Annotated in this window: 13 protein-coding genes; 7 read left to right on the top strand and 6 right to left on the bottom strand. The window is 73.0% G+C overall.

What is annotated here, in order from left to right:
* Positions 1-291: 291 nt before the first annotated feature.
* The 3 genes from BZY54_RS21280 to BZY54_RS21270 form a co-directional block, all read right to left on the bottom strand.
* Positions 292-1,482 (bottom strand): VWA domain-containing protein, encoded by a 1,191-nt coding sequence (locus tag BZY54_RS21280; protein WP_086726809.1) that lies wholly within the window; start codon positions 1,480-1,482, stop codon positions 292-294.
* Positions 1,479-3,944 (bottom strand): DUF5682 family protein, encoded by a 2,466-nt coding sequence (locus BZY54_RS21275; protein ID WP_086726807.1) that lies wholly within the window; start codon positions 3,942-3,944, stop codon positions 1,479-1,481. The genes BZY54_RS21280 and BZY54_RS21275 overlap by 4 nt, the downstream gene beginning before the upstream one ends.
* Positions 3,945-4,163: 219 nt before the next feature.
* Positions 4,164-5,396 carry an ATP-binding protein gene (locus tag BZY54_RS21270; RefSeq protein WP_086726805.1) on the bottom strand — a complete coding sequence of 411 codons (1,233 nt, stop codon included), beginning with the start codon at positions 5,394-5,396 and terminating at the stop codon, positions 4,164-4,166.
* 133 nt (positions 5,397-5,529) lie between these two features.
* Between BZY54_RS21270 and BZY54_RS21265 the strand changes: the two genes are divergently transcribed.
* Complete coding sequence (locus BZY54_RS21265) at positions 5,530-6,885, top strand: SWIM zinc finger family protein (RefSeq protein ID WP_086726803.1); 1,356 nt, start codon at positions 5,530-5,532, stop codon at positions 6,883-6,885.
* A 257-nt stretch (positions 6,886-7,142) separates the two neighbouring features.
* Entirely contained in the window at positions 7,143-8,771 is a 1,629-nt protein-coding gene (locus BZY54_RS21260; protein ID WP_086726801.1) for a DUF5691 domain-containing protein, read from the top strand.
* Between the two features lie 149 nt (positions 8,772-8,920).
* Here the strand turns inward: BZY54_RS21260 and icmB are convergent, their stop codons facing one another.
* Positions 8,921-9,337: a coenzyme B12-dependent isobutyryl CoA mutase small subunit gene (gene icmB / locus BZY54_RS21255; RefSeq protein ID WP_086726799.1), complete on the bottom strand. Its 417-nt coding sequence runs from the start codon at positions 9,335-9,337 to the stop codon at positions 8,921-8,923.
* Positions 9,338-9,843: 506 nt separating this feature from the next.
* On the opposite strand from icmB, the gene BZY54_RS21250 reads away from it, so the two are divergent.
* Together BZY54_RS21250 and BZY54_RS21245 are read left to right on the top strand one after the other, a co-directional pair.
* Positions 9,844-10,710, top strand: coding sequence for an esterase/lipase family protein (locus BZY54_RS21250; protein WP_086726797.1), 867 nt, complete (start codon positions 9,844-9,846; stop codon positions 10,708-10,710).
* A 189-nt stretch (positions 10,711-10,899) separates the two neighbouring features.
* On the top strand, positions 10,900-12,444 hold the full coding sequence (locus tag BZY54_RS21245; protein ID WP_244217267.1) for a M23 family metallopeptidase: 1,545 nt from the start codon (positions 10,900-10,902) through the stop codon (positions 12,442-12,444).
* Between the two features lie 110 nt (positions 12,445-12,554).
* Here BZY54_RS21245 and pcrA read toward each other — a convergent pair whose 3' ends face one another.
* Positions 12,555-15,044: a DNA helicase PcrA gene (pcrA, locus tag BZY54_RS21240; RefSeq protein ID WP_086726794.1), complete on the bottom strand. Its 2,490-nt coding sequence runs from the start codon at positions 15,042-15,044 to the stop codon at positions 12,555-12,557.
* Between the two features lie 276 nt (positions 15,045-15,320).
* Between pcrA and BZY54_RS21235 the strand changes: the two genes are divergently transcribed.
* Together BZY54_RS21235 and BZY54_RS21230 are read left to right on the top strand one after the other, a co-directional pair.
* Positions 15,321-16,403 carry a C40 family peptidase gene (locus tag BZY54_RS21235; protein WP_143668082.1) on the top strand — a complete coding sequence of 361 codons (1,083 nt, stop codon included), beginning with the start codon at positions 15,321-15,323 and terminating at the stop codon, positions 16,401-16,403.
* Between the two features lie 81 nt (positions 16,404-16,484).
* Entirely contained in the window at positions 16,485-17,459 is a 975-nt protein-coding gene (locus BZY54_RS21230) for a tellurite resistance/C4-dicarboxylate transporter family protein (protein WP_086726792.1), read from the top strand.
* Here BZY54_RS21230 and BZY54_RS21225 read toward each other — a convergent pair.
* The gene (locus BZY54_RS21225; RefSeq protein WP_086726790.1) at positions 17,437-17,790 is read right to left on the bottom strand and encodes a hypothetical protein; all 354 of its coding nucleotides are present in this window, start codon (positions 17,788-17,790) and stop codon (positions 17,437-17,439) included. The genes BZY54_RS21230 and BZY54_RS21225 overlap by 23 nt on opposite strands.
* 485 nt (positions 17,791-18,275) lie before the next feature.
* Here BZY54_RS21225 and BZY54_RS21220 point away from each other — a divergent pair, with 485 nt between their 5' ends.
* Entirely contained in the window at positions 18,276-19,337 is a 1,062-nt protein-coding gene (locus tag BZY54_RS21220) for a C40 family peptidase (RefSeq protein ID WP_086726812.1), read from the top strand.
* The last annotated feature ends 3 nt before the right edge of the window (positions 19,338-19,340 follow it).

Raw genomic sequence — 19,340 nt, 5'->3', positions numbered from 1 at the left:
GCAGGACCAGTTGCAGCGCACGCCGCCCGGCCGCCGTGCGCATCACGCGCAGGGCGGCAGCGGGCAGGGCTGCTGGCACGGTCAAGAGGGGACGGTTCCTTCCCAAGTGGGCGACGCACCGCCGAACGAGGCATCGATCCTCGCACGGGACTCCAGCGGTCGCGCAAGCCCGCTGTTACCGATGGGTAGGCATGTCCGTTTTGCTGGCCGACCGCGGTCGACAAGTCGTCAGCGTGGCGCCGACGGCTCATCGTTCGTTTCTTCGTTCGTCTCTTCGCTCGGTCCGGTTCCTCATGCGGTGTCGGGTATCGGCAGCGGTCGCTTCTCGATCGCCGCCGCCATCACCTCGGGGAACAGGTCGGGTGTGCAGGCGAACACCGGTGCGTCGAGCGCCGCGAGCGCGGCCGCGTGCTCCCGGTCGTAGGCGGGCGCGCCCTCGTCGGAGAGCGCGAGCAGCGTCACGAACTGCACTCCCGACGCCTTCATCGCCGCGACCCGCTTCAGCATCTCGTTGCGTATGCCTCCCTCGTACAGGTCGCTGATCAGCACGACCACCGTCTCCGCGGGCCGGGTGATCTGCGACTGGCAGTAGGCCAGCGCCCGGTTGATGTCCGTGCCGCCGCCGAGCTGGGTGCCGAAGAGCACGTCGACCGGGTCGTCGAGCTGGTCGGTGAGGTCGACCACCGCCGTGTCGAACACGACCAGCCGTGTGCTGATCGACCGCATGGAGGCCAGCACCGCCCCGAACACCGACGCGTACACGACGGAGGCCGCCATGGACCCGGACTGGTCGATGCAGAGGATCACCTCCTTCTTCACGGACTGCGACGCCCGCCCGTACCCGATGAGCCGTTCCGGCACGACCGTCCGGTACTCGGGCAGGTAGTGCTTGAGGTTGGCCGCGATCGTGCGGTGCCAGTCGATGTCGTGGTGGCGTGGCCGGTTGATGCGCGCGCTGCGGTCGAGGGCGCCGGTGAGGGTGGCCCGGGTGCGGGTGGCGAGCCGCTTCTCGAGGTCCTCGACGACCTTGCGCACCACCGCGCGCGCCGTCTCCTTCGTGGTCTCCGGCATCGCCTTGTTGAGCGAGAGCAGCGTGCCGACGAGGTGCACGTCCGCCTCCACCGCCTCCAGCATCTCCGGCTCCAGCAGCAGCGTGGCCAGGCCGAGCCGGTCGATGGCGTCCCGCTGCATGACCTGCACGACGGAGGACGGGAAGTAGGTCCGTATGTCCCCCAGCCAGCGCGCCACCGAGGGCGCCGAGGCTCCGAGCCCAGCCGAACGGTCCCGTGCCGCACGGCCCGTCTGCGGCCGGTCGCCCTTGCCGTAGAGCGCGGCGAGCGCCCCGTCCATCGCCGCGTCCCTGCCGGACAGCGCGCATCCGGTGCCGTCGGCCGCGTCGCCGCCGAGCACGAGCCGCCAGCGCCGCAGCCGCTCCTGCGCCGGGTCCGTCACGCCCGCCTCGTACTCCTGCGCCGCCGTCATCGCGCCACCCCCGCGAGTTCGTCGCCGACGGCCTCGTGCGCCGCCGTGTCCCCTGCATGTACCTCGTCCCGTCCCAAGAGCAGCCGCAGCACCGGCATTACGGCATCCGCCCGCTCCTGGTCCAGGTCCGTGGCGAACCCGGGCACGCCGGCCGCCGTGGCCCCGGTGCTGCCGCGGCCCTGTCCCGGACCGCGCCGGACCAACTCGCCGAGTGTTCTGCGCACTCCGGGCTCGTACGCGGAGAAGGTGCGCCGCAGCAGCGGCAGCACGTCGGTGAACGCCGCCGCCGGCACCCCGGCCAGCCAGGCGTCGATCAGTCCGAGCAGCCGCTCGTCGTGCACGAGCAGCATTCCGCCGGCGCCGCCGACGAAGCCCTCGATCCACGCGGCCGCGTCCGGCGGTGGCGTGCCCGGTGACAGTGCGAGCCCCATGAGCCGTGCCGCCTGGTCCTGCTCGACCTCCCCGTCGTCGAGCAGGAGCCGCACCGCGCGTCCGCGGATCACGCCGGGCACGATGTCGCGCCCCGACAGCACCCGGAGCACGCCGTGCCAGCGGGGGCACAGGTCCGCGTGGTCGGCCTGGAGCGTGTCGCCCAGCAGGCCCACGGCCGTGTGCACGGCGTCCACATGTCGCCTCATCTCCTCGGCCGCGTCCGTGTCCAGGGCCGCGCAGGCCGGAGGAAGACCGACGAAGACGCGTTCGGCCAGGCCCGCGGCGACGCCGGCCAGCGCCCGGGTGTCCGTGCCGCGCACGTCGCCGTAGCGCAGGGAGCGGACCAGGGCCGGCAGCGCCTGGGCGAGGTGCCCGACGTCCGTGTCGAGCGCCGCCCGTTCGGCGAGCACCCGCATCACCGCCGGCAGCGCGTCGGTGAGTTCGGAGAGCAGGCAGCGCTCGGCGAGATCCGTCACCTCGGCGAGTGCCTGCGCGCCGACGGCGTCCGCCTCCGCCTTGGCGGTCGCCGCGGCGAGCACGGTGGTCCCCCACACCCCGGCCTCGGCGACCCGCACCGACAGCTCCGGCTCCCAGCGCAGCCGCCAGCTCTCCCGGAACGTGCCCGTGCTGCCCCGCGAGGCCGCCGGCTCACCCCAGCCGACACCCAGCAGCCGCAGCCGGTGCAGCAGCCTGCTCCGCCCGGCGTCGGTCTCCTTGCGCAGGTCGAGCTCCAACTCGCGCTCCACAGCCTCGGGCTTGAGACGCAGGCGCCGCTGGAGGCGGGCGAGGTCGCGCTGCAACGGGACCGCCGGCGCCGACTCGGGCACCTCGCCCAGGAGGTCCCCGACCACCAGCCGGTCGTGCACCAGTGCCAGCGGCACGTCGGAGCCGTCGCACATGACCGCCCGCACGGCGTCGGTCGTCTCGCCCAGTCCGGGCAGCGGGCGCCCACGCATCGCGGCGAGCGTGTCCGCCAGCCGCACCGCCTCGATGACGTGGGCGGAGGACACGATCCGGTCCTCCTCCCGGAGCAGTCCGGCCACCTTGGTCAGCCACCGCTCGACGGGCCGGTCCGGCGCGCCGAAGAGGTGGGCGTACCAGCCCGGCGAGTCGATGCCGGCGCCGTAGCCGCTGAACCGGGAGAGCCGGCGGTGCGTCCACGGCACCCAGGTCATGTCGGCCTTGACCTTGGGCAGTCCCTTCAGCAGCGCCCGGTCGGCGGTGACGGCGGCCTTCTGCCGCAGTGCGGGCACGTGCCACGCCCCGCACACCACCGCCACGCCGTCGCCGAACTCCCGCTGCGCGGCGCGCACCTGGAGCCGCATGTGGGCCTCCCGCACGAGGTCCCGGTCCCCCTCCCGGCTCCCGTACGTCTCCCGGAGCGCGCCCATGGCCTCCTCCAGTGCCGCGAACGGGGCGAACGCGTCGCCCCGCCCCGGCCCCCGGTGCTCGACGACGTCCTCCCACCAGCGCTCGGCGTCGTCGTACCCGGCGGCCTCGGCGAGCACGGCGAGCGGGTCGACGCGCACATCCACCTCGCCCTCACGCTCGCCGGCCGGGCGTCCTCCGGGCGGCCGCTCCCCGGCCGAGGGCTCCGCGGTCCCCTCCTCCGCGGAGCCCTTGCCGTCCTCGGGACCCTCCTCGTCCCAGGGCGTGCCGGTGTCGTCCCTCCCCCACGCCAGCGTCTGCGTGGCCGGGAGGTCGATGAACCGGGCCGGAACGTCGTGCTCCAGGGCCCAGTGGATGGCGACCCACTCCGGGGAGAATTCGGCGAGGGGCCAGAACGCGGAGCGGCCGGGCTCGTCCACGGCGTGGGCGAGGAGGGCGACCGGAGGCCGCATGCCCTCGTCCGCGGCGAGCGGGATCAGTGCGTCGGCCTCCGGCGGACCCTCGATCAGCACCGCCTTCGGCCGCGCCGCCTCCAGTGCGGCCCGCACGGCCCGCGCGGATCCCGGCCCGTGGTGCCGCACGCCGAGCAGCAGCGGCTGTGCGGCTGCCCTGCGGCTCCGCGATCCGTCAACTCCTGTCACACCGTCCCCCTCGTGCGTGTCGTCGGCCCCGTCGGTCCCGTCGGTCCACTCCGCCCCGTCGGTCCACTCCGCCCCGTCGAACCACTCCGCCCCGTCGGTCCAGTCCGCGGCGTCCGCCGCGCCCGCCCGTCCAGCTGGGGTCGTGGTCGCAGCGGCTCCGCGCCGCGCCGTCCGGCGACGGCGCCGCCCCGCTCGAACCCGCGCTCGCGCTCAGGCCGTTCATGCGCTCACCTCCCGGCAGGCCCGGTAGAAGTCCTTCCAGCCGTCGCGCTCACGGACCACCGTCTCCAGGTACTCCTGCCAGATGACGCGGTCGGCCGCCGGGTCGCGGACGACGGCGCCGAGGATGCCGGCGGCCACGTCACCCGCTCGCAGCACGCCGTCGCCGAAGTGGGCCGCCAGGGCCAGGCCACCGGTGACGACCGAGATCGCCTCGGCCGTCGAGAGCGTGCCGCTGGGCGACTTCAGCTTCGTACGGCCGTCGGTGGTGACGCCGTCGCGCAGCTCGCGGAAGACGGTCACGACGCGGCGGATCTCGTCGATGCCGTCCGGCGCGGCCGGCAGGTCCAGGGAGCGGCCGATCTGGTCGACGCGGCGGGAGACGATGTCGACCTCGGCCTCCGGGGTCTCCGGCAGCGGCAGCACCACCGTGTTGAACCGCCGGCGCAGGGCGCTGGACAGGTCGTTGACCCCGCGGTCGCGGTCGTTCGCCGTGGCGATCAGGTTGAAGCCGCGGACCGCCTGCACCTCCTCGCCCAGCTCCGGTATCGGCAGGGTCTTCTCCGAGAGGATCGTGATCAGCGTGTCCTGCACGTCGGCCGGGATGCGGGTCAGCTCCTCGACGCGGGCGGTCATGCCCTCTGCCATGGCCCGCATGACCGGGCTGGGCACGAGGGCGGCGCGGCTCGGGCCGTGCGCCAGCAGCTGCGCGTAGTTCCACCCGTAGCGGATCGCCTCCTCGGGTGTGCCCGCCGTGCCCTGCACCAGCAGGGTCGAGTCGCCGCTGACCGCCGCGGCGAGGTGTTCGGACACCCAGGTCTTGGCCGTGCCGGGCACGCCGAGCAGGAGCAGCGCGCGGTCGGTGGCGAGGGTGGTGACGGCGACCTCGACGATGCGGCGCGGGCCGACGTACTTCGGTGTGATCACTGTGCCGTCCGGCAGGGTGCCGCCGAGCAGGTAGGTCGCCACCGCCCACGGCGAGAGCTTCCAGCGGGCCGGGCGCGGGCGGTCGTCCTGCGCGGCCAGCGCGGCCAGTTCGGCGGCGAAGGCGTCCTCGGCGTGCGGCCGCAGGGCTTGCGGTTCACCCGGGCCGCCCGCGTCCGCACCGCTCCCGGCGATTCCCGCGCTTCCGGCACTTCCTGTGGTCACAGAGTCTCCCGTGGGCCCCGCGTTCGCGGGCGCGGAGTGGTTCCGGCTCGGTTCGACGGACGTCGGTTCGACGGAGACAGACATGGCTGAGGCCCCCTCCAGCTCGGCCGGTTCGGTTCTGGCGTCCACCGTGCACCACGGCACTGACAATGCGTTCTGACCTGCACAGACGCTCTGGCCGGGCCGATTGTCAGTGGTGGGATCTACCTTCGATGGCATGACTCAGCAGGGGGTGCGCTGGACCGCGGACCAGGTGCTGGCACTGGCGCCTGACGTCGCGTCACGCAAAGCGGGAAGCAAACTCGGCGCGGCCGGTTCGTGGTCGGAGGCGGGGAGTTCGGACGAGGGGACGGTGTGGGGGCTGTGCAAGGGCAGTGGCAGCAGGCCGTATCAGACGGTCGTGGACATCGCGGACGCGGCGGGGCCGGCGTACAAGTGCAGTTGTCCCAGCCGCAAGTTCCCGTGCAAGCACGCGCTCGGGCTGCTGCTGCTGTGGGCGGCCGGGGAGGATGCCGTGCCGCCCGGCACCCCGCCGGACTGGGCCGAGCAGTGGGCAGCGGGCAGGAGAAGGCGGACCGCGGAGAAGCGGGCGGCCGGGGCGCCCGGCTCCGCCTCCGGCGCCGCCGATCCGCAGGCGGCGCGGCGCCGGGCCGAGCGCCGGGCCGAGCGGATCACCGCGGGTGCGACGGAGCTGGAGCAGCGCCTGGCGGACCTGCTGCGCGGCGGTCTGGCCGCGGCCGAGCAGGCGGGATACGGGCTGTGGGAGGAGACGGCGGCCCGCATGGTCGACGCGCAGGCCCCCGGCCTGGCGGCCCGCGTGCGGGACCTGGGGGCGATTCCGTCGTCCGGGCCGGGCTGGCCGGTTCGGCTGCTGGAGGAGTGCGCGCTGCTGCATCTACTGGACCAGGGCTGGCTGCGCCGGGAGCGGCTGCCGGAGGGGCTGGCGGCGACGGTCCGGACCCGCATCGGCCTGCCCGGCTCCGCGGACGGCCCCGCGGTGCGGGACCGCTGGCTGGTCCTGGCCCAGTACGACACCGCGGACGCGAAGCTGACCACGCGCAGGATCTGGCTGCACGGCACCGACTCCGGCCGTACGGCCCTGCTGCTGTCCTACGGAGCCGCCGGGCGCGCCCCGGAGCAGGCGCTGCCGGTGGGACTGGCCCTGGATGCGGAGGTGGCCGCGTATCCGGGCGCCGGGCAGCCGCGCGCGGCCCTGGGGAAGCAGTTCGCTCCGCCCGCGCCCACGCGGGGACGCCCGCCCGGTGTGACGACGGCGCAGGCGGCCGCGCGCTACGGCGAGGCGCTGCGGGACGACCCGTGGCTGGAGTCGGTCCCGGTGACGCTGGAGGAGGTGATACCGGTCCCGGACGGAGACTCCTGGCAGCTCGTCGACGCCGAGTCCGACTCCGCGCTGCCTCTCACTCCGGTGGCCGTCGGCCGTCCGGGGCTGTGGCGGCTGGTCGCGCTGTCCGGCGGTGCACCCGTCACGGTTTTCGGCGAGTGCGGCCACCGCGGGTTCACGCCTCTGACGGCCTGGCACCGAGCACGGGGAGGCACGGTCACGCTCTGCTGAGCAATCACCCACCGTGCGTGACATCAAGGCCGGTTACAGGCTTTTCACGTCCGGCATTGGAGTGACGTCACGACGAAGGGCGGGGCGTGTTCGGCACAGCGGGAAGCCTCACCCGAAAGGCGCACATCGGCGGCCCGTCACAGCTCACCCGAACTTTCCCTTCTCACCGGATTCACGAATTTCTTCCGCCCCAGGGGAAACCCGGAACGGGTGACCCTCCAACCCTCTCAGGCACCCCGGCAACGGAAAGGAAGCTCATGATCAGGACCTCCGCCCCGGTGGAGGCGCCCGCCACGGGCGCCTGGGAGGAGTTGGTCACCGCCGCCCTGCTCGGCACGGACCGCCGCACGCCCCCGGGCGGCACGCCCGGCCAGGAGGCCCCGGTGGCCCTGCTGGACACGGCGGCCGTGCAGACCGTGCGCCGACGGGCGGGGCTGCGTCCGGCGCCGGCGGCGGAGCGCCCCGAGCCGGCACCCCCGGACCCGCGCCCGGCGCTGCCCGAGGCGGCGGCCCGCAGGCTCGCCCTGCTGCTGGCCGACCGGCCCGGCGCGGCGGGCGGCGGCCGCAGGGGCACGGCACCCGATCTCATGGAGCTGCTGCCGCAGTGGCTCGCGGCGGCGAACGCGCACGGCTACGCGGCACCCCCGGAGGCCCTCCCGGCACTGCTGGACGCGGCTCGGGGCCGTACGGACCTGCGACCGGCCGCGCTGGTCCTCGCGGGCCCACGGGCGCTGTGGCTGGCGCGACTCAACCCGGACTGGCGGTTCGCCCTGCGGGCGGCCCCGGGTGGCGGCACGGCGCTGCCCGGCCCCGAGGACGCGGAGCGGATCCGGCAGCTGTGGGAGGAGGGCCTGTTCGCCGAGCGGGTCGCCCTCCTGGCGTCGATCCGGGAACGCCGGCCCGCGGCCGGGCGCGAGCTGCTCGCCGCCACCTGGGCGACGGAGCGGGCCGAGGACCGGCTGATGTTCCTGGACTCGCTGCGCACCGGGCTCGGCCCGGACGACGAGCCGTTCCTGGAGCAGGCCCTCGCCGACCGCAGCCGCAACGTACGGGCCACGGCGGCGGAGCTGCTCTCAGCACTGCCCGGTTCGGCGCTCTCCGCGCGGATGGCGGACCGGGCCGGGGCCTGTGTGGCCGTCGACCACATGCGCGGCACGCCGACGATCGTCGTCGAAGCCCCTCACCAGTGCGACGCGAGCATGGAGCGCGACGGTGTCGTGTCCAAGGCGCCGGCGGGGAGGGGCGAGCGGTCGTGGTGGCTGGGCCAGCTGCTGGAGGCGGCCCCGCTCGGCGCGTGGTCCGCACGGCTGGGCGGGCGCTCCCCGCAGGAGATCCTGGCCCTGCCGGTGGCGGACGACTGGCAGGGGGAGCTGCACGCCGCCTGGTGCCGGGCGGCGGTGCGGCAGCGGGACGCACAGTGGGCGCGGGCGCTCCTGGGGGCGCCCGCGGCACCCGAGGCCGGTGGGCCGGGCGCGGTGTCCCTGGCCGAGCGCGCGAAACTGCTCGGCACCCTGGGCGCCGGCGAGCGGGCCGACTGGGTCGCCGGGTTCATCGCGGCGCACGGGCTGTCCGAGGCGTTTCAGCTGCTCGGGGTGTGTGCGGTGCCGTGGGCCGCGCCGCTCGGACGAGCGGTGGTCGACGCGCTCGAGATCGCGCGGGACGCAGGGAGTTACCCATGGAGTTTCAGTGGAGTGATGGGACTGGCCGAGCGGTGCCTGGACCCCGCGGAGGCGAATCGGCTCGACGGGCTGCTGGCGGTGCCGGACGAGGCGGAGGATGCGTCGCCCGGGGCCGGAGGGTACTGGGCGGAGGCGTTCCAGCGACTGGTGACGACGCTGCGGTTGCGCTGCGCCATGGCCGAGGAACTGGGTGGCCGGGTCGGCTGAGCCTCACTCCGCGTCCAGGCGGCCGTCCCCGGCGGCTGGGTGCTCGGATGCTCCTCCGGCCGGAGCCGCCTCGTTCTCAGGCACCGGCCCGGCTGGAGGAACCCGGCCGCTGTCGGCCCGCGCAGGCCCCTGTCCGGCCGCAGGGGCTCCTAGGCCCCCGCGCGCTCGCGGACGTTCGCCCTGACCCAGTCCACGATGGACTGGGTGGTCGCGCCCGGGGTGAAGATCTCCGCGACGCCCTTCTCCTTCAGCGGCGGAATGTCCGCCTCGGGGATGATGCCGCCGCCGAAGACGACGATGTCCTCGGCGTCGCGCTCCCTGAGCAGGTCGATCACGGCGGCGAACAGCGTGTTGTGCGCGCCGGAGAGGATGGAGAGCCCGATCGCGTCGGCGTCCTCCTGGATCGCGGTGTCGACGATCTGCTCCGGGGTCTGGTGGAGCCCCGTGTAGATGACCTCCATGCCGGCGTCACGCAGCGCCCGCGCGATCACCTTGGCACCGCGATCGTGGCCGTCGAGCCCCGGCTTGGCCACCACCACGCGGATCGGACCGGCTGCCACACCCATCACTGCCTCCATGAAGCGACTACATCCGTCCCGTGCGGGACGGACGCCCGGCACCACATCGTCCGGGGAAGTGAACGAACGTTATCGCCAGCATCCCGCAACCCGCAGTTTCACGGTGCTGACCGAGGGGGAAATCACACGGTGGGACACTTCCCCAGGCTCCTGGAGCAGGGGGGACCCTCTCGCGCACTGTTCCACGACGCGGCGGCCCACCGGCCGCGCACCGCAGCGGCCCGCGGACCGCTGCGGGAACAAGCGTCACGGGAGCCGCAACGAGGTCGTCGCGGGCACGAAGGACACACAGGACGGGTACGGCACGACAGCGGGGGCCCTCGTCGCCACATCGGCAGGGAGCCTCGTCGCATCCTCGGCGTCAGGCACGCCGTGCGCGGCACGCTCCGCCCCGCACACCTCGTTCATGCCCCGTCTTCCGCCTTCACCGCGACGGCCCACGAGGGCACACGGGGGACACAGCCGTCCTCCCGCGTGCCGACAGGAGGTCGGCCATGAAGGTCACCAGCGTCGCAGACCCGATTCTTCCGCTCGCGCAACGTCTGCTCCCGGTCAGGGTCGCGGGACTCTCACTGGCCCTCCTGAAGGCGACCGCCCTGGAACTCGCGATCCTCGCCGGGCACCTCCTGCTCTATCCCTCCGGAATCATCCAGGAACGCCGGGCCCAGGCCTGCGCCGCCTCCGCGCCCGACGGCACCGCGCAGTTGCCGACGGAGGCCAAGCCGCCGGTGGTCCTGTTGCACGGGTTCATCGACAACCGCTCGGTGTTCGTCCTGCTGCGCCGCAACCTCGCCCAGCACGGCCGGCATCGGGTGGAATCCCTCAACTACTCGCCGCTGACCTGCGACATCCGCACCGCCGCCGAGTTGCTGGGCCGCCATATAGAGGAGATCTGCGAGCGCACCGGCAGCGAGCGCGTCGACGTCGTGGGCCACAGCCTCGGCGGACTGATCGCCCGCTACTACGTGCAGCGACTCGGCGGCGACCTGCGGGTCCGCACCCTCGTCACGCTCGGCACCCCGCACGCCGGCACCCGGGTCGCGCCGCTGGCCAACGCCCATCCGATCGTGCGCCAGATGCGGCCCGGTTCGGAGCTGATCGAGGAACTGTCCCGCCCGGCTCCGGGCTGCCGTACGCACTTCGTCAGCTTCTGGAGCGACCTCGACCACCTGATGGACCCGCTGGAGTCGGCCTGCGTGGAGCACCCGGATCTCCGGGCCGAGAACATCCAGGTGAGCGGTATAGGTCATCTCGCCCTGCCCGTGCACCCCGCCGTCGCCAGCGGGATACGGCAGGCCCTGGACACCGTACGGCCGGGCGACCCGTCCACCACCCGCGCGGGCGGCCTCACCGTGGCCTGATTGACCCATCAGGGTCGAACCTCGTCTCGAACACAGTCCCAAAGCCGTGTCCGCAGTCCGCCGAATCACGGGTGATTGCCCGTTTCCCGTGTGCGGGAAACCTGCGGAAGATTGTCGCGCCCGCGTACCGCCGGGTACAGTCGCCGCACTGCTCTGGCAGCCCCTGTTGTCGAGGCGAAAGAGAAGTTGGTGAACGACCGTCACCCGTCGGGGATTGTGACCTCCCCGGCTCCGGCCTCCGATGACGCCTCGGCGCCCTACGCGCCGTACGGCGGGCAGGAAGCCGCGTACGGTGACTTCACCAGCTACGGCGACTACACCGCCACCGGTTTTCACACCGGCACACACGGCACGGCGAGCTTCGCGACCGACCCCCTCTTCGGCGACCTCTCCGCCGACAGCGCCCAGTCCACCGGCGCGTACGACACCACCCAGTGGTCCACGGACAGCCAGCAGACGCTGACCTACGACGCGTACGCGGCCCAGCACCACGCCGTGTACGACACCGGTGCGTACGACACGACGGCCTGGCCCACCGGATACCAGCACCTGGCAGCCGTGCCGCAGCAGGCCGGCCCGGTGGACACCAGCGGCCAGTGGGACGCGACCGCCTGGCTCCAGACCGACGGGATGGATCAGACCGACCCGTTCGGGCAGACGGGTGGGACCGACGCCGCGGCCGGCCACACCCAGCAGTGGGACTGGGCCACGCAGACCTTCGACAGCGGCACGTACGACGCCACCCGGTGGAACACCGACGGCGCGGCCGGAGACGCCACCGCCGACGTCGTCACGGCACCCGTGGCCTCCCCGGAGGGCGACGAGTTCGGGGACTACGGCGAGCACGGCGAGTACGAAGACCACGAGCAGCAGGCCGAAAGCGACTCCGGCGAAGGCGAGCCGACCGCCACCGGCCGGATCCCCGCCTCCGACGTGCTCGTCGACGAGGAAGAGGCCACCCCGCCGGTCTCGCGCACGGGCTCGCGCGGCGCGGGCCGCTCCCGGCGCCGCACGCCGGCCAAGCGCTCCGCGCTGCTGACCGTGGCAGTTCCCTCGGCCTGTGTGGTGGGCGTCGCCTGCATCGCCGCCGCCTCCGTCGGCGGTTTCACCGGCGACGGCAACAAGGACACCGCGGCGTCCGCCCTCGACGCGCACCCCGTGAAGCCGTCCACCGCGAACAACAAGCTTGACACCCAGCTGCAGAGCCTGTCCGCAGGTGCCGACGACTTCGCCGACCGGGCGAGCCGTACGCAGGAACGTATCGACCTCAAGGCACAGCAGGAGGCCGAGAAGAAGAAGGCGGCGGAGGAGGCGGCCCGCAAGGAGCGGCTGCGCCCCAAGTTCGTGCTTCCCGTCATGCAGCGAGGGCTCAGCGCCTACTTCGGCCAGGCCGGTGTGAACTGGATGTCCGTGCACACCGGCATCGACTTCCCCGTCTCGTACGGGACGACGGTCATGGCCGCCACCGACGGCACGGTCCGCACCCAGTGGAACAGCGCCTACGGCAACATGCTGATCCTGACGGCGAAGGACGGCACGGAGACGTGGTACTGCCACCTCTCCCGGTACCAGGTTCCCCCCGGTGCGATCGTCAAGGCAGGACAGCCGATCGCGTACTCCGGCAACTCCGGCAACTCCACCGGCCCGCACCTGCACTTCGAGGTACGGCCCGGCGGCGGGGCGCCCATCGACCCGCTGCCGTGGCTGCGCAGCCACGGGCTCGACCCGACCTGAGTCCTTCCCGAGCGACCGCCGCGTTCGTCCCGCCGGATCCCCTGTCGTTCCGTTGAACCCCCCGTCTCCTCGACGGTGGGTTCACGGCGTCATGGGCGGCCTCGTGAGCGCTACAGCTTCTCCACCGGCGCGTACCGCAGCAGCAGCCGCTTGGGCTTGGCGTCACCGAAGTCGATCGTCGCCTCGGCGTTGCCGCCCGTGCCCTTGACCGCGACCACCGTGCCCAGGCCGAACTGGTCGTGCGTGACCCGGTCGCCCACGGCGAGAGACACCACCGGCTTCTCCGAGGTACGACGCGTGGCGAAGCCCGAGGCGCCGGCCGCCGACGAGCGGGAGCGGGACGACGACAGCGAGGCCGCCACTCCGGAGGCCGGACCGGAGGACACGGGAGCCGAGCCGCCCTTGCGCTTCCAGTCCACGTGCGCCGGCGGGATCTCCTCCAGGAAGCGGGAGGGCGGGTTGTACGACGGCTGCCCCCACGCGCTGCGCATCGCCGAACGGGTCAGGTACAGCCGCTCCCGTGCGCGCGTGATGCCGACGTAGGCGAGGCGCCGCTCCTCCTCCAGCTCCTTGGTCTGGCCGAGGGCGCGCATGTGCGGGAAGACGCCGTCCTCCATGCCGGTGAGGAAGACCACCGGGAACTCCAGGCCCTTGGCGGTGTGCAGGGTCATCAGGGTGATGACGCCGTCGCCGTCCTCCTCGTCGGGGATCTGGTCGGAGTCGGCGACCAGGGCCACCTGCTCCAGGAAGTCGGCCAGCGTGCTCTGCTCGCCCTCCCCGCGCTCCTGCTCGAACTCCAGGGCGACGGCGGCGAGTTCCTGGAGGTTCTCGATGCGGGTCTCGTCCTGGGGGTCGGTGGAGGACTGCAACTCGGCCAGATAGCCGGTGCGTTCCAGGACGGCCTCCAGGACCGTGGCCGCGCCGGCGCCCGACTCGACGATCGTGCGGAGCTCCTCCATGAGCGCGTTGAACCGCTTGACGGCGTTCGTCGACCGCGCGGCCATGCCGTACGCCTCCTCGACGCGGCGCAGCGCCTGCGGGAAGCTGATCTTCTCCCGCTGGGCGAGGGCGTCGATCATCGCCTCGGCCCGCTCGCCGATGCCCCGCTTGGGCACGTTGAGGATACGGCGCAGCGGGACCGAGTCCTCCGGGTTGGCCAGCACCCGCAGGTAGGCCAGGACGTCCCGGACCTCCTTGCGCTCGTAGAAGCGGACGCCGCCGACGACCTTGTAGGGCAGGCCGACGCGGATGAAGACCTCTTCGAAGACACGGGACTGGGCGTTGGTGCGGTAGAAGACGGCGACGTCGCCGGACTTGGCCTCGCCCGCGTCCGTGAGGCGGTCTATCTCGTCGGCGACGAACTGGGCCTCGTCGTGCTCGGTGTCGGCGACGTAGCCGGTGATGCGGGCGCCGGCGCCCGCGTTGGTCCACAGGTTCTTCGGGCGGCGCGACTCGTTGCGTTCGATGACCGCGTTGGCGGCGGACAGGATCGTCTGCGTGGAGCGGTAGTTCTGCTCCAGCAGGATCGTCGTCGCGTCCGGGTAGTCCTCCTCGAACTGGAGGATGTTGCGGATGGTCGCGCCGCGGAAGGCGTAGATCGACTGGTCGGCGTCACCGACCACGCACAGCTCGGCGGGCTGGAGGTCGTCCGGCCCGGGCGGTACGTCCGCGGGGTGCTCGGCGGTGCCGACCAGTTCCCGGACGAGGGCGTACTGCGCGTGGTTGGTGTCCTGGTACTCGTCGACGAGGACGTGTCGGAAGCGGCGGCGGTAGTGCTCGGCGACGTCCGGGAAGGCGCGCAGCAGATTGACCGTCGTCATGATCAGGTCGTCGAAGTCGAGGGCGTTGGCCTCGCGCAGCCGCGACTGGTAGAGGGCGTAGGCCTGGGCGAGGGTCTTCTCGAAGCCGTCGGCGGCCTGGGCGGCGAAGTCCTCCTCGTCGATCAGCTCGTTCTTGAGGTTGCTGATCTTCGCACTGAAGGACTTGGGCGGATAGCGCTTGGGGTCGAGGTCGAGGTCCCGGCAGACCAGGGCCATCAGGCGCTTGGAGTCGGCGGCGTCGTAGATCGAGAAGGAGGAGGTGAAGCCGAGCTTCTTGCTCTCCCGGCGCAGGATCCGCACGCACGCGCTGTGGAAGGTCATCACCCACATCGCGTTCGCCCGCGGGCCGACGAGCTGCTCGACGCGCTCCTTCATCTCGCCGGCGGCCTTGTTGGTGAAGGTGATCGCCAGGATCTGGCCGGGGTGGACGCCCCGCTCGGCCAGCAGGTGGGCGATCCGGTGCGTGAGCACCCGGGTCTTGCCGGAGCCGGCGCCGGCGACGATGAGCAGCGGGGAGCCGGAGTGGACGACGGCGGCGCGCTGGTTGTCGTTCAGCCCCTCCAGGAGCGTGGCCGGGTCCACGACGGGACGGTGGGCGCCGTCGCGGTAGTACGCGTCCCGGTGGGCGTCCCGGCTCGGGGGCACGTCGAACTTCCCGCCGAACAGATCGTCCGGAATCGGCTCCGGAGCGTGATCGTCCTCGGGCGGCGGGGGCTCTTCCTCGTGGCCCCGCGGGGCCTGGAGGTCCGCCAGGAAGCTGTCGTCAAAGAGGCTGCTCATCGCTCTACGAGTCTAGGGCTCCGCACCGACAACCCGCGGCCGCCCTTGGAACATGGCCGGTATCACCTTCGGGAGCCGGACCGTCACGTCAGCGGCCCCACCGAGGTCAGGTCACGAAAACGTATCGGGCATATCACGCATCAGCCTTCACACGAGCCACACGAGTTGGTTACCGTTCCGCCCGGACCTTCCCCTGGAGCCCGAAGGAGCAGTCCTCCCTTGGCGTCGCACCACCCCACACGCCCCCCGGCCGGACGCGAAGCGGCATCGGTGGCGATGTCCCCTTCCGTATCGCCGTCGGCATCGGTGTCGCCGTCGCCGGCGGCAGCGCCGTCCGCATCGGCGGAGGAGGTCGCCGGGAAGATCGAGGAGCTGTACCGGCAGGCCGGGTCGGCGGGCGGGCGGGACAGCCCGGCCGGGTACACCGCGGCCGGAGAGGAGACGGCCGCGCAGCGCGGACGGGTCGCCGCCGTACGCCAGGACGACGTGGTCAAGCGCACCGACATGCTCAGCAGAGCGCGCGAGATGCTGCAGGCCGTCGCCGGGACGCAGGCCCGCACCGGGTCCGCCGCCTCCGACGCCACCGCCCTCCTCGCGGACGCCCCGCAGGGCTATTTCGACCGGGCCCAGCTGATGAGCCGGCTGACCGCACGCCAGAAGGGCCTGGTCGCCCGCTCCTCGACACAGCGGCCCGCGACGGGAGTGAGGCGGCGGGAGACCGGCGGCTCCGCCGGCCCCGGTGAGTGGCCGGGCGAGGTGCCGACCCTGCAGTCGGCCGGGCAGGCGGCCGGGGCTCGGCGTGACGTCCGGGCGGCCAAGGCCGCCGTCCGGCAGCGGCTCGCCGACGCCCGCGCACTGCTGTCGGCCGCGGCGACCGCGTCGGAGCGGACGGGGACCGGGGAGCCTGCGGCCGAACCCGCGACGGGCGCGGTCACGCGGGGAGAGGCGCGGAAGGCGCTCGCCTTCGCCCGTGCGCAGATCGGCAAGCCGTACGTCCGGGGTGCGGCCGGTCCCGGTTCGTACGACTCCTCCGGCCTGGCCCAGGCGGCGTGGAAGGCCGCAGGGGTCGCCCTGCCGCGCGCCCTCCACGATCAGGCCGGTGCGGGCAGGACGATCCCGCTCTCCGAGGCGCTCCCCGGCGACCTGGTCTTCTTCCACGAGGCCCGAAGACACGGCAGCCACGAAGAAAGCCAGGACGTCCACGGCGGCCACGGCGTTCACGGAGAGGCCGGTCATGTCGGTGTATACGCCGGCGACGGCATGATGGTCCACGCTCCGAAGCCCGGCGCCCACGTCCGCGAGGAGTCGATCTTCCACACGGGAGCGTCGGTGATCCAGAGCGTGGTGCGTCCGGCCTGAGCGCCCGCCCCGGCTCCTTTTTGCGTGCGCCCGCGCGCGTGCCCCGCATGCGCGGCGCGCACAGCTCATAGCATCGGGATCATGCCCGCCACCTCACCCTTTCGCGCCTGGCTGGCGCAGCATCCACCGGCGGCCGGGGCGGCCGTGATGGCGACCGGCATCCTGTCGGTCGGGCTGCAGATGACAGGCCATGAGCCGCTGTCTCTCGCCGTCCTCGCGTTGGCCTGCGTCGCCTGGCTGGCGCTGGCCGCGGACTTCGTCGTACGGCTGCTGCGGGAGAGGCCGCGCTGGGTCGAGGAGGCGGGGACGCCGGGCGCGCTCACCGGGGTCGCCGCGACGTCCGTGCTGGGCACGCGTTTCTCGGCGCTGGGCTGGCAGCTCGTCGCCGAGGTGGCGCTCGCGCTGGCCGTCGTGCTGTGGCCGTGGCTGCTCGTACTGGTCGTGCGGAACTCACCGCGGCCCATGCCGGGGTCGGTCTTCCTGTGCTGCGTGGCCACGGAGGGGCTGGCCGTGCTCGGTGCGTCGGTGGCCAAGGCGGAGGCGGCGGCCTGGCTCGCGCACACGGCGCTGGTGTTCTTCTGGCTCGGTCTCGTGCTGTACCTCTTCGCGCTGAGCCGCTTCGACCTGCGGCAGGTCCTCGAGGGGCAAGGGGACCAGTGGGTCGCGGGCGGAGCGCTGGCGATCTGCGCGGTCGCCGGTGCGAAGCTGGTCGCCGTCGGCAACGCGGGGCAGTACCTGTGGAACGAGGACGACCGCGGGGTCCTGCACACCGTGACCCTGGCGCTGCTCGCCTTCGACCTGGCCTGGTACGCCGTCCTGCTCGTGGCCGAGCTGGCGCGGCCCCGGCTCGGCTACGACGTGCGCCGCTGGTCGACCATCTTCCCCATGGGCATGACGGCGGCGGCGATGCTGTCCGTGGCTTCCGCCCTGCACGCCCCGGAGCTCAAGGTGCCCGGCGAGGCGCTGCTGTGGCTGGCGGTGGCGGCGTGGGTCGCCGTCGCCGCCGGGGCCGTCGTGGACGCGCGCGCCGAGCTCAGGTCCACAGCACCGCGATGAAGATGTTCACCATGGTCAGCAGGCCCACGAGGCCGAACATGCTCTTGTCGACCTTCTCGTCGTCGCGCTTGACGTAGACCAGGCCGAGGATCACGATCAGCAGCGCCAGCTTCACGCCGATCTTGATGGTGTTGACGTGGTGGTCCTGGGCCTCGTTGAGGCCGACCAGGACGACACCGGTGACCAGCATGGTCAGCGCGCCGTGCAGCATGGCCGGCACGAACCGGGCCGTGCCCCGGCCCATCGCCTTCATCTGAGTGAGGAAACCGCCGAGCAGCGCCGCGATCCCGATGATGTGCAGGCCGACGAAGAGATGGATGAGTACGTCCATGAGCCCGGAGCCTAACCAGCGGCCCGATCAGCTCCGGCACCGGCCCACTCCCTCGGGTCAGTCCCTCGATGCGGCCCCGCGCGGTGTTGCGCACGCACCCGGACGTCCACTGTCCGCCGATGCACATGTCCGCCGATGCATATATGCGCCCCATAGCACCCGAACCTCCCCGCCTGTCCCTGAACCGCCACATCGGTCATCGCTCTGCGTGAAGTCGCCTCCCCCGGGCCTGGATCACGGTCACATACGGTCACCGCGCGGTCCCCTGGCGCCAGTTCCGTACAAGGATTACCGAGTCGGCACGGAGCGCCCTAGCGTCCTCACCCAGGTGCCCGGCTCCCCACCGCCGCCCGGCCAGGGGCGGTAGTCGGACACCACCGCCGAGAAGTCCGGCGGCGGCGCGCTCCCCCTGTGTGGGCCGCCGCCGGACGCACAACGCACCTCCCGCCCTCCCCGCGGCCGGACGAAGGGACGTGACGGTCCACGTGGCAGCGCACCGCAGGCCCCGACAGCGCGCGCTCAACGGCAACACGGCGCGTACGGCCGTCACGATCGCCCTCGCGGGCGCGGCGACGGCCACCGGCTTCGACGGCAGCGGGCAGGCCGCGCCACAGCTGACGCCGCAGCAGATCAAGGCCAGGGTGGACAGGCTGTACCAGGAGGCGGAGGTCGCCACCGAGAGGTACGACGGGGCGAAGGAGAAGGCGGACGCGGCCGCGAAACGGCTGAAGTCGCTGGGCGACGAGGCGGCCCGCAGGCAGGACAGACTCAACTCGGCGCGGGACGCCCTCGGCTCGATCGCCGCGGCCCAGTACCGGGAAGGCGGGATCGATCCCTCGGTGCGGCTGATGCTCTCCGATGATCCCCGGCGGTACCTGCAGGGCGCCGAGTTCGCGGAGCGGGCCGGTGTCCGGCAGACGGCCGCCGTGGCCGACGTGCGCGAGCAGCTGAGGGAGATCGAGCAGTTGCGCGGCGCCGCGCGCATCGAGCTGTCCTCGCTCAGATCACGGCAGGCGGAGCTGCGGCGGCAGAAGAAGACGATCACCGGCAAGCTCGACGAGGCCCGGCGGCTGCTGTCCCGGCTCTCCTCGCAGCAGCGTGCCGCGCTCGGCGACGGCTCGGACTCCCAGCGCTCCTCCCGCTCCGCCACCGCCCCGAGGGACGCGCTCGGCGCGCCCGGTTCGGTCGCGGCGCCCAGCTCCCGTGCGGCGGCGGCCGTCGCCTACGCGTACCAGAAGCTCGGCAGCCCCTACGTCTGGGGCGCGACCGGTCCCGACGCCTTCGACTGCTCGGGCCTGGCCCAGGCCGCCTACCGGGCCGCCGGGATCTCCCTCCCCCGCACCACCTACGCCCAGATCGATGCCGGCCGCCGCGTCTCACGGTCCGATCTTCGCCCCGGCGACCTGGTGTTCTTCTACTCCGGGATCAGTCACGTTGGCATCTACGTGGGCAACGGCCGGATGATCCACGCCCCGAACCCCTCAGCCCCGGTGCGGCTGGCCCCGATCGACCTGATGCCGTTCGCGGGGGCGACGCGGGTGGCGTGAGAG

Origin of the sequence: Streptomyces carpinensis, assembly GCF_002154505.1 — a bacterium.
Lineage (GTDB): Bacteria > Actinomycetota > Actinomycetes > Streptomycetales > Streptomycetaceae > Streptomyces > Streptomyces carpinensis.
Note: the sequence above shows the minus strand (reverse complement) of the source record. Positions and strands in the feature narration are given on the sequence as shown.